Annotated in this window: 8 protein-coding genes; 3 read left to right on the forward strand and 5 right to left on the reverse strand. The window is 73.8% G+C overall.

Features of this window, described 5'->3' with window-relative positions:
- Positions 1 to 118: 118 nt before the first annotated feature.
- Positions 119 to 1,600 (reverse strand): aminopeptidase P family protein, encoded by a 1,482-nt coding sequence (locus tag H1A17_RS24630; RefSeq protein WP_145920820.1) that lies wholly within the window; start codon positions 1,598 to 1,600, stop codon positions 119 to 121.
- Positions 1,601 to 1,819: 219 nt separating this feature from the next.
- Here H1A17_RS24630 and asnB point away from each other — a divergent pair, with 219 nt between their 5' ends.
- A complete protein-coding gene (gene asnB, locus H1A17_RS24635; RefSeq protein ID WP_145920819.1) occupies positions 1,820 to 3,781 on the forward strand; it encodes an asparagine synthase (glutamine-hydrolyzing) in 1,962 nt (653 codons plus the stop codon).
- A gap of 113 nt (positions 3,782 to 3,894) precedes the next feature.
- Here asnB and H1A17_RS24640 read toward each other — a convergent pair whose 3' ends face one another.
- Positions 3,895 to 5,028: a lytic polysaccharide monooxygenase gene (locus H1A17_RS24640; protein WP_145920818.1), complete on the reverse strand. Its 1,134-nt coding sequence runs from the start codon at positions 5,026 to 5,028 to the stop codon at positions 3,895 to 3,897.
- Positions 5,029 to 5,369: 341 nt separating this feature from the next.
- On the opposite strand from H1A17_RS24640, the gene H1A17_RS24645 reads away from it, so the two are divergent.
- Complete coding sequence (locus H1A17_RS24645; RefSeq protein ID WP_194822996.1) at positions 5,370 to 6,302, forward strand: carbohydrate kinase; 933 nt, start codon at positions 5,370 to 5,372, stop codon at positions 6,300 to 6,302.
- An 80-nt stretch (positions 6,303 to 6,382) separates the two neighbouring features.
- Here the strand turns inward: H1A17_RS24645 and H1A17_RS24650 are convergent, their stop codons facing one another.
- A complete protein-coding gene (locus tag H1A17_RS24650) occupies positions 6,383 to 7,213 on the reverse strand; it encodes an MBL fold metallo-hydrolase (protein ID WP_194822997.1) in 831 nt (276 codons plus the stop codon).
- The gene (locus H1A17_RS24655; protein ID WP_145920815.1) at positions 7,210 to 7,614 is read right to left on the reverse strand and encodes a thioesterase family protein; all 405 of its coding nucleotides are present in this window, start codon (positions 7,612 to 7,614) and stop codon (positions 7,210 to 7,212) included. The genes H1A17_RS24650 and H1A17_RS24655 overlap by 4 nt, the downstream gene beginning before the upstream one ends.
- Before the next feature lie 123 nt (positions 7,615 to 7,737).
- Between H1A17_RS24655 and H1A17_RS24660 the strand changes: the two genes are divergently transcribed.
- Positions 7,738 to 8,775, forward strand: coding sequence for a phosphatase PAP2 family protein (locus H1A17_RS24660; protein ID WP_194822998.1), 1,038 nt, complete (start codon positions 7,738 to 7,740; stop codon positions 8,773 to 8,775).
- Here the strand turns inward: H1A17_RS24660 and H1A17_RS24665 are convergent.
- A partial coding sequence (locus H1A17_RS24665; RefSeq protein WP_194822999.1) for a PH domain-containing protein occupies positions 8,776 to 9,650 on the reverse strand: 875 nt, incomplete at its 5' end.

Here is a 9,650-nt window from a genome sequence, read left to right on the forward strand (position 1 = left end):
GTGTGATCCGTGCGGGAGCGCCGGTGCAGTGGCAGGAACGACGACGGCCCCGCCGCCGGAGGCGTCCGCCGGGGGCGGGACGCGTCCGACGGCGGGGCCGTCGCGGTGGGTGCGGGGGTCAGCCCGGCAGGCGGGGACCCGCCTCACGCTGCTCGGCCAGCCAGGTCTCCACCTCGTCCGAGCGGCGGGGCAGACCCGCCGACAGGTTCACCGAGCCGGTCGCGGTGACCAGGATGTCGTCCTCGATCCGGACACCGATGCCGCGCAGTTCCTCGGGGACCAGCTCGTCCTCCGGCTGGAAGTACAGGCCCGGCTCGACGGTGAGCACGTACCCCTCACCGAGCCGGCCGTCGCGGTACTTCTCCTTGCGGGCGTTCGCGCAGTCGTGCACGTCGATGCCGAGCATGTGGCTGGTGCCGTGCAGGGTCCACCGCCGGTAGACCGTGGAGGCCGGGTCCATCGCCTCGTCGACGCTCACCGGGAGCAGGCCGAGATCCTTCAACGCCTCGGCGAGCACCCGCATCGAGGTCAGGTGCACGTCACGGAAGCCGACACCCGGGCGGATCGCGTCGATACCGGCCTGCTGCGCGGCGTACACCGCGTCGTAGACCTGGCGTTGCAGCGGGGTGAACCGGCCGTCGACCGGCAGCACCCGGGTCACGTCGGCGGTGTAGAGGTTGCGGTTCTCCACGCCCATGTCCATCAGCAGCAGCTCACCCGGGCGGGTCGCGCCATGGTTGTGCACCCAGTGCAGGATCGTCGCGTGCTCGCCCGCGCCGACGATCGAGCCGTAGCCCACGTCGTTGCCGTCGTGCCGGGCCCGCAGCGCGAAGATCCCCTCCAACAGCCGCTCGGAGACGCCCCGGTCGGCCGGCAGCGCCCGGGCCACGTCCTCGAAGCCGCGTACGGTGGCGTCGACCGCCTCCTGGAGCTGGGCCACCTCCCACTCGTCCTTGACCAGCTTCAGCTCGGCGATCGCGATCGCCAGCTCCCGGTCGCGGCCCGGCTGCCCCTCCTCGCGGGGGCCGTCCCACGGCCGCACCGCCGCGTCGACCCGCTTGTCGAAGCCGCGCAGCACCCGGGTCCGCCCCGGCGCCATCCGGGCCAGCGCCCCGTCCAGCGCGGACAGGTCCTCGGTGGCCAGGCCCAGCTCGGTGGACTTCTCGGCCAGGGTGTGCCGGCGGCCCACCCACAGCTCGCCGTGCCGGCTGCGGAAGAACTCGTCGGTCTCCCGCGAGGACCGGGGACGCATGTACAGCGTCGCGTCGTGCCCCGAGCCGTTGGGCCGCAGGACCAGGACGCTGTCCGGTTCGTGGTCGCCGGTCAGGTAGGCGAAATCGCTGCCCGGCCGGAACGGGTGGTCGGTGTCGTTGGCGCGTACCTTCTCGGTGCCGGTGGGGATGACCAGCGTCTCGCCCGGAAAGGCCGCGGACAGGTCGGCCCGCCGCTTGGCGTGGTGCGGGACCTCCGGCCGGGGACCGACCGGCAGGCTGGTGTCCCGCCAGCCCTGCCGCATGAAGGACAGGAACGCCTCCGGAAAGTCCGGATCGTGCGATTCGGTGCCGTCCGCCGGCTTGCCGTCCGTCCGTTCCTCGGCCATGTCGGCTCCCTTCGCCTCGTCGCTCGTCCAGACGGTACTCCGGCTCCGCCCCGGCGGGGTGCCTGCGGTCCCGCACCCGACGCCCCGCCCGGCCCGGGACCGTCCCGTTGGCCCGACGCGGTCCGGGCCCGGCCGGGCGCGGCGGATCGTGCCGTGGGGAGGGGGACAGAGCCTGCGGTGCCGCGCGGGCGGATTGCGCCGCGTGGAAAGATGTCGGCCATGTGCGGACTCCTGGCCTTCTTCAGCGCGAACGGCAACGCCGCCGCCCACCGCGACAACATCGCGGGGGCGTTGGAATGCCTGCACCACCGCGGACCGGACGAGACAGGGGTCGAGGTGGTCGGTGACGCCACCGGCCACTACGCGGACGGGGTGTTCGCCCACAAGCGGCTGGCCATCATCGACGTGGCGTCCAGCCACGAGCCGCTGCCCTACGCCAACGGTCGCTACCTGCTGACCTTCAACGGCGAGATCTACAACTACATCGAGCTGCGCGAGGAGCTGATCCGCACCTTCGGCGCCCAGTTCGCCACCGCCGGGGACGGCGAGGTGATCGTCGCCGGCTACCACTACTGGGGCGAGCAGGTGCTCACCCGGCTGCGCGGCATGTTCGCCTTCGTCATCTGGGACCGGCAGGAGCGCCGGGCGTTCGGCGCGCGGGACTACTTCGGCATCAAGCCGCTGCACTACCTGGAGACCGCCGACGGGCTCTACCTCGCCTCCGAGAAGAAGGCGCTGCTGCCCTTCGCGCACTCCTACTACCAGGGCGACGCCGGCATCGACACCGCCAACCTCAGCCACTACCTGACCCTCCAGTACGTCCCCGAGCCCGGCACCCTGCACCAGGGCATCAGCCGGATCGGCTCCGGGGAGTACCTGACCTGGTCGCCGGGGGGCCGGCTGGACGTGCGGCGCTGGTACCGGCCGGTGTTCCGGCCCGCCCCGGTCGCCGACGAGCAGCGGCTCTACCACGAGATCCGGGAGACGCTGCGGGAGAGCGTCCGGATGCACATGCGCTCCGACGTGCCGGTCGGCTCGTTCCTGTCCAGCGGCATCGACTCCACCGCCGTGGTGGCCCTGGCCCGCGAGTTCAACCCCAACATCCTCACCTTCACCGTCGGCTACGACGTGCCCGGCTACTCCGAGATCGACGTGGCGCAGGACTCGGCCCGGCACCTCGACGTGACCACCATCGCCACCAAGATCGGGCCGCAGGACATGATCGAGGCGCTGCCGAAGATCGTCTGGCACCTGGACGACCCGGTGGCCGACCCGGCGCTGGTCCCGCTCTACTTCGTGGCCAAGAAGGCCGCCGAGCACGTCACGGTGGTGCTCTCCGGCGAGGGGGCCGACGAGTTCTTCGGCGGCTACACCATCTACCGCGAGCCGCTCTCCCTCGGCACCGTCAACGGCCTGCCCGGCGGGGTGCAGAAGGGCCTGCGGGCGGTCTCCAAGGCGATCCCGCAGGGGGTCAAGGGCAAGAGCTTCCTGGAGCGCGGCACCACCCCGATCGAGCAGCGCTACTACGGCAACGCCCGGATGTTCACCGAGGAGGAGAAGCGGCACCTGCTGCGCCGCTACGACCCGTCGGTGCGCTACACCGACGTCACCGCCCCGATCTACGCCGAGTGCACCGAACTCGACGACGTCACCAAGATGCAGTACGTCGACCTCTACACCTGGCTGCGCGGCGACATCCTGGTCAAGGCGGACCGGATCTCGATGTCGCACTCGCTGGAGGTCCGGGTGCCGTTCCTGGACCGGATGGTGTTCGACGTGGCGTCCACCATCCCGGTCGACCTGAAGCTGCCGCCCCGCTCCGACGCCACCAAGTACGCCATGCGCCAGGCGTTGCAGGGCGTCGTGCCGCCGGCCATCGTCAACCGCAGGAAGCTGGGCTTCCCCACCCCCACCCGGGTCTGGCTGCGCGGCGAGATGTACGAGTGGGCCCGGCACGTGCTGTCCACCTCCGGCGCCGGCGACCTGATCGACCTGTCGTACGCGATGCGGCTGCTGGAGGAGCACAAGCGCGAGGAGGCGGACAACTCCCGCAAGGTGTGGACGGTGCTGATCTTCTGCATCTGGCACGCCATCTTCGTGGCCAAGACCCTCGACCCGGGCATCCAGCGCAACCAGTCGGCGCTGCTCACCAAGCCGGTGGTCGGCAGCATGGTCCGCTGACCCCCCGGCCCGGTACCCGTCGGCACGTCGCGGCGGACACCGGGCCCCGGACGGGCCGGAGGCCCCCACCCGATCGGGTGGGGGCCTCCGGTGTGTGCGCGTTCAGCGTCGGGTCACCGGCCGGAGCAGGAGACCGTCGGCAGCCCGTTGGTGCCGGTGCTGCTGGCCGTGAAGCCGAACGTGGTCGTCTTCTCCGGCGCGATCGAGCCGTTGTACGCGGCGTTGGTGACGGTCACCGTCGACCCGCTGGTGCTCAGCGAGCCGTTCCAGACCTGCGAGATCACCTGCCCGTTGGGCCAGGTCCAGCTCGCCGCCCAGCCCCCGTAGGTGCGGGTGCTGTGGTTCATGATGGTGACCTCACCCTGGAACCCGCCGGACCAGGCGCTGACCACCTTGTAGACCGCCATGCAGTCGCTGTTGCCCGGCGGCGGGGTCGTGGTCGGCGGCGGCGGCGTGGTGGTCGGCGGCGGCGGGGTGGTGGTCGGCGGCGGGGTGGTCGGCGGGGGCGTGGTGGTCGGCGGAGGCGTGGTCGGGTTGTTGCCGCTGCCGACCCCGGTCACCTGACCGTTGCCACCGTCGAAGGTGACGTCCGAGCAGCCGAAGAAGTTCTCCTGGCTGTCCGAGCGTACCCAGCGGGAGTAGATGATGTGCCGGCCGGACTTGCCCGACGGCAGGTTCCCGCTGAAGTAGTAGTGCCCGTCGTTGGTGCCCGACGCGCCCCGCTGGGGCGGGTTGGTCACCGTGAGGAACGGCTCCTCCAGGTCGCTCCAGGCCAGCGGCCGGGTCGGGCTCCAGCTGTCCTTCGTCACGTAGAAGTAGAAGGTGCCCGGGTGGTGGGCCCAGTTGCTGTACTTGAAGTCCAGCCGCGCGCCGGACGTCAGGTGGGTCAGCGGCCAGTCGGTACGGGCCAGGTCGTACCCGGCGAAACCGGTGTTGCCGCCGCTGCACAGCTTGCCGTCGGGGATGAACCCGACGGTGCGGCCACCGGCGTCCGAGCGGAGCACGCTGAACCAGTTGTAGAGGGAGTTGGTGCCGCTCTGGGCGACCGCGGCGGAGCAGGCCGGGTTGTTCGGCCTGATCTCGCCGGTGGTGGTCAGACCGTCCTGCCAGCACAGGTACGTCCGGCTGCCGGGGACGATCGGCGTGCCGTGCGCGGCGGCCGGTTCGGCCTGCACCGTCAGGGCCACGGCCCCGAAGGCGAGGGTGGCGGCCGCGGTGAACAACGCGGCCGTACGGGAACGGAGCACGAGCTTCTCCTGATCTGCGGGGTGGCGCGAGCGCGCCCGCCCCGCACGAGGGTGGGGGATGCGTCGATCGCGGCTCGGGCCGGTGGCCCCGCGGGGCCGACAGGCGCGTGCCGTCGACGGTCCGTGCCCACGGACCGGTGCCTCTCGCGTCGAGCCCCAGCTGATCACCGGACGGGTGCGGCAGCCCTCCGCGCCGGCCCGGCACCTCAATACCATCACGTCCGGACGAACCCTGCAATAGCCGCTGCTCGATGGATGTGGCCGGGGTGCCCGGCCGGCCCCGATCGGCGTGGGCCGTTGTGCCAGCCTGGTAGTCGGACGACGAGGCGCCGGGAGGCGACATGGGATACGCGGTGGTGCTCGGCGAGGCGCTTATCGACCTGCTGGACGCCGAGTGCGGGGGCGGGCCGGTGTTCCGGCAGGCGATCGGCGGCGGCCCGCTCAACGTCGCCGTCGGGGTGGCCCGGCTCGGCGGCACCGCCGAGTTCGTCGGCTCCCTCGGCGACGACGTGCTCGCCGACCGCATCCGCGCCTTCCTGGCCGACGCCGGGGTCGGGCTGGCCGGTGCGGTCACCGTGCCCGCCCCCACCACCCTGGCGGTCACCACCCACACCGGGGCGGAGCCGGACTTCCGGTTCTACGGCGAACCGCCGTCGTACGGCCTGCTCGCCGCCGATGACCTGGACGTGACGCTGGTCGAGGGCGCGGACGTGCTCTACTGCGGCTCGATCGTGCTGCTGCGCCCACCGACGCTCGCCGCCGCCCGGCGGGCCTGGTCGCTCGCGCCCGGCCTGCGGGTCTTCGACCCCAACGTCCGGCCCCGGCTGTTGGCCGGCCCGGCGGAGCTGGCCGGCCTGCGCCAGGTGGTGGTGGAGTTCGCCGCCGGGGCGCACCTGGTGAAGCTCAGCGGGGCCGACGCCGCCCTGCTCTGGCCCGACGAGCCGGTCGAGGGGGTCGCGGCGTACCTGCGGGAGCTGGGCGCGGGCACGGTGGTGGTGACCCTCGGCGCGGACGGCGCGCTGGTCGCCGCCGGCCCCGATCCGGTCCGGGTGCCCGCCCCGACGGTGCACGCGGTGGACGCCACCGGCGCGGGCGACTCGGTGATGGCCGCGCTCGTCGCCGAACTGCTGGCCGACGGCGAGCCGGGCACACCGGCCGACTGGCACCAACGGGTCGCGTTCGCGCTGCGGGTCGCCGGCCTGGTCTGCGAGTCGCCCGGCGGCGCGGTCGCCATGCCCACCCGGGACGCGGTACGCCGCCGCTTCGCCGACTGAGCGCCCCGGTCGCCGGGGCCGCCCGGGTCGACCGGTCGTGCGCGACCCGGGTGCAAGCCCGTCCGGGCCGCCTGCGGGCGTCAGGGCGTGCCGTCGAGTTCCCGGTAGCCCCGGCGGGCGGCGACGAGACCGGGACGGGCGCCGAACGGGGAGTCGGCGGCCACCCGCTCCGGCGGGGCCCCGCCCGTGTGCGCGGCCCGGATCAGCCAGGCCAGCTCCACCAGCCGGGCGTGCTGGGCCCGGACGAACTCCACGTCCACCGGCGTGCCGTGACCCGGCACGACCACCGTGCCGGGTGTGGCCATCCGCAGCAGGTCGGCCACCGCGTCCGGCCACTGCAACGGGTACGACTCCTCGAACGCCGGCGGCCCGGACTGCTCCACCAGATCCCCGGCGACCAGCACGTCGGCGTCCGGCACGTACACCACCAGATCCGCGTCGGTGTGCCCGTGCCCCGGGTGCCGCAGCACCACCCGCCGGCCCCCGACGTCCAGCACCGTCTCGGTGTGCACGGTGTGGGTCGGGGCCAGCAGGGTCGTTTCGGCCAGTTCGGCGGCGAGCGCCGGCTGGGCCGCCCGCATCTCCTCGTACGCCGCCCGGCGCAGCCCGTCGGGCCGGTCGCGCAGGGCGGCGGCGGCCACCTCGTGGGCGTACACCGGGCGGGGCGGGTCGGCGGCGAGCGTCGCGTTGCCGAAACAGTGGTCGAAGTGGTGGTGGGTGTTGACCAGCGTCCACGGGTACGGGGTGACCGCCCGCGCGGCGTCCGCCAGCGCGGCGGCCTGCCCGGCGGTGGACAGGGTGTCCACCAGCAGCGCCGCGCCGTCACCGACCACCAGCGTGACGTTGACGTCGAGCAGCGGCTCGCGCAGCACGTGGACCCCGTCGGCGACCGCCGTGAACCGGAACGTCACGACGCCCGCACCGCCCGTTCGACGAAACGCCGCCGGTCGACCAGGGCCCGTTCCACCCGGCCCGAGGCCACGGTGGTGCCGCCGTCGGTCACCGTCACCTCGAACAGCAGCCGCCGGCCGTCGGCACCGACCAGCCGGGCGTCGGCCACCACGGTCCGCCCGACGGGGGTGGCGGCCAGGTGCGCCAGCTCGACCCGGACCCCGACCGTGGTGCTCCCGGCGGGCATCGCGGGGGCCGTCGCGGCCACCGTGGCGGCCTCGGCGAGGGCGAGCACCCGGGGGGTGGCCAGCACCGGCACGTCACCGGAGCCGACGGCCGCCGCGGTGTCGGCGTCGGTGACGGTCAGCTCGACCCGGGCGGTCAGCCCCGGCGGGAACGGGTCGTCCGGTTGTTCCTGCATGCGCTCAGCCTAGTGGGGGGTCACCGGGGCCGGCCGGACGACGGGCCGGCCGGGACACCCGCCCGTCGGCGCACCGGTGGTCGGCGGTGGTCGATGCGTCGCCCACCGTTAACCTTGACCGCGATGGCCGTTGTGACTGAGCCCCCGCCCCCCGTCCCGACCGACACCCCCGACCCGTCCGTCGGCGGGCGACGGCGGGTGACAGCGATGTCCGTCTGGGCCGTCGCCTTCGTCGTGACCTGGCTGGCCATCGGCCTGCCGACCGACCCGGCGTACGCCTTCCTGTGGATCTGGGCGGGTACCGTCGCCTGGAACTGGGGCCGGCCGTGGCGCAGTCACCTGCGGTTCGCCCGGGACTGGATCCCGGTGGTGCTGCTGCTCGCCGTCTACAACCTGTCCCGGGGATTCGCCGACAACGGCCGCACCCCGCACGCCTACGAGCTGATCGTCGCCGACCGGGTGATGTTCGGCTGGGCGACCGGGGGCGAGGTGCCGACGGTCTGGCTCCAGCAGCACCTCTACCAGCCCGACGTGCGCTGGTGGGACGTGCTGGTGAGCTGGGTCTACTTCTCCCACTTCGTGGTGACGCTGGCCGCCGCCGCCGTGCTCTGGCTGCGCAGCCGCGAGCGCTGGGGGGCGTACATGCGGCGCTGGGGTTTCCTGTGCGCCGCGGGCCTGGTCACCTACTTCGCCTACCCGGCCGCGCCGCCGTGGTGGGCGGCGCAGAACGGCCTGCTGAGCGAGGTCGCCCGGATCTCCACCCGGGGGTGGAGGGAGTTCGGCATGCACGGCGCGGGCAACCTGCTCAACGCCGGGCAGATCGCCTCCAACCCGGTCGCCGCGATGCCGTCGCTGCACACCGCCTGGGCGCTGTTCGTGGTGCTGTTCTTCCTGCGTTCGGCCCGTCGCCGGTGGTGGCCGCTGCTGCTTGCCTATCCGCTGGCGATGACCTTCACGCTGGTCTACAGCGGCGAGCACTACGTCATCGACGTCCTGGTCGGCTGGGCGTACGTGGGGATGACGTTCCTGGTCGTCGGGCTGGCCGAGCGGGCGTGGCGGGCCCACCGCGCCCGGCGCGGTGCCCCCGCCGACGATCCGTCGCCCGGCGGGTCCGCCCCCACCCCGGTCACCGCCACCCCGGGGGGCAGCGCCGGACGCTGATCAGCGGGCGCGGCGGGCGGCGTGCGCCCGCGCGGTCAGTTCCGCAGCGAGCGCCCACGCCTGCGCCAGGTCACGGTCGTGCGCGGCGGCCCCCGACCCGCCGGCCGTGTCGACGTGCACGGTGGCCAGCCGCAGCCGGCGCTGCGCCGGCCCCTGCACCACCCGGACGCTCTGCATCCGGGCGTACGGCACCAGCGTCAACTGCCGGGTGAGCAGGCCGGAGCGGACGGCGAAGACCCGCTCGTGCAGCCCCGCGCCGAGCACCCGGGCGCTGAGCGGGCGCAACCAGCGGGCCCGGCCCGGCGGCGGGGTCAGCGGCAGCGCGGTCAGCGCCACCCCGGGCAGCACCTCGTCGACGATCGCCGCCCCGACGGCGAGGTCACCGACGGGAAGCAGCCGGTCGGGCCGGTTGCGGTCGTCGGCCTCGCCGCCGGAGTAGCCGGCGACCTCCAGCCGCAGCCGCAACCACCCCTTCATCCGCCAGAGCAGCGGCCAGGTCACCCCGACGGTCTGCACCCGCTCCAGCGGCACGGTCTGCACCCGGGTCTCCAGCAGGCCGTTGTGGATGCGTAGCCGGTCGGCCTCGCGGGCCAGCCGGAAGTTCCAGTCGTCGAGGACCCGGCGGACCGGTTGCAGCAGCACGCCGGCCATCGCGGTCAGGGTGCTGGCCACCGCGATGAACGACCAGGAGCCCTCGGAGAGGAACTGCGCCACCACGAAGGCCACCCCGATCGGCAGCAGGAACGCCTGCGGGGTGAGCAGTTGGCTGACCAGCAGGTCGGTGTTCGGCACCGCGTGCAGCGGCCGGCCGGTCGGCTCCCGGTCGGCCGGCGCGGCGGCGTCCCCGCCCGGCGGCGCGAGGCCCGTCGGCTGCG

The organism is Micromonospora sp. S-DT3-3-22 (assembly GCF_015354745.1).
Taxonomy (GTDB): Bacteria; Actinomycetota; Actinomycetes; order Mycobacteriales; family Micromonosporaceae; genus Micromonospora; species Micromonospora wenchangensis.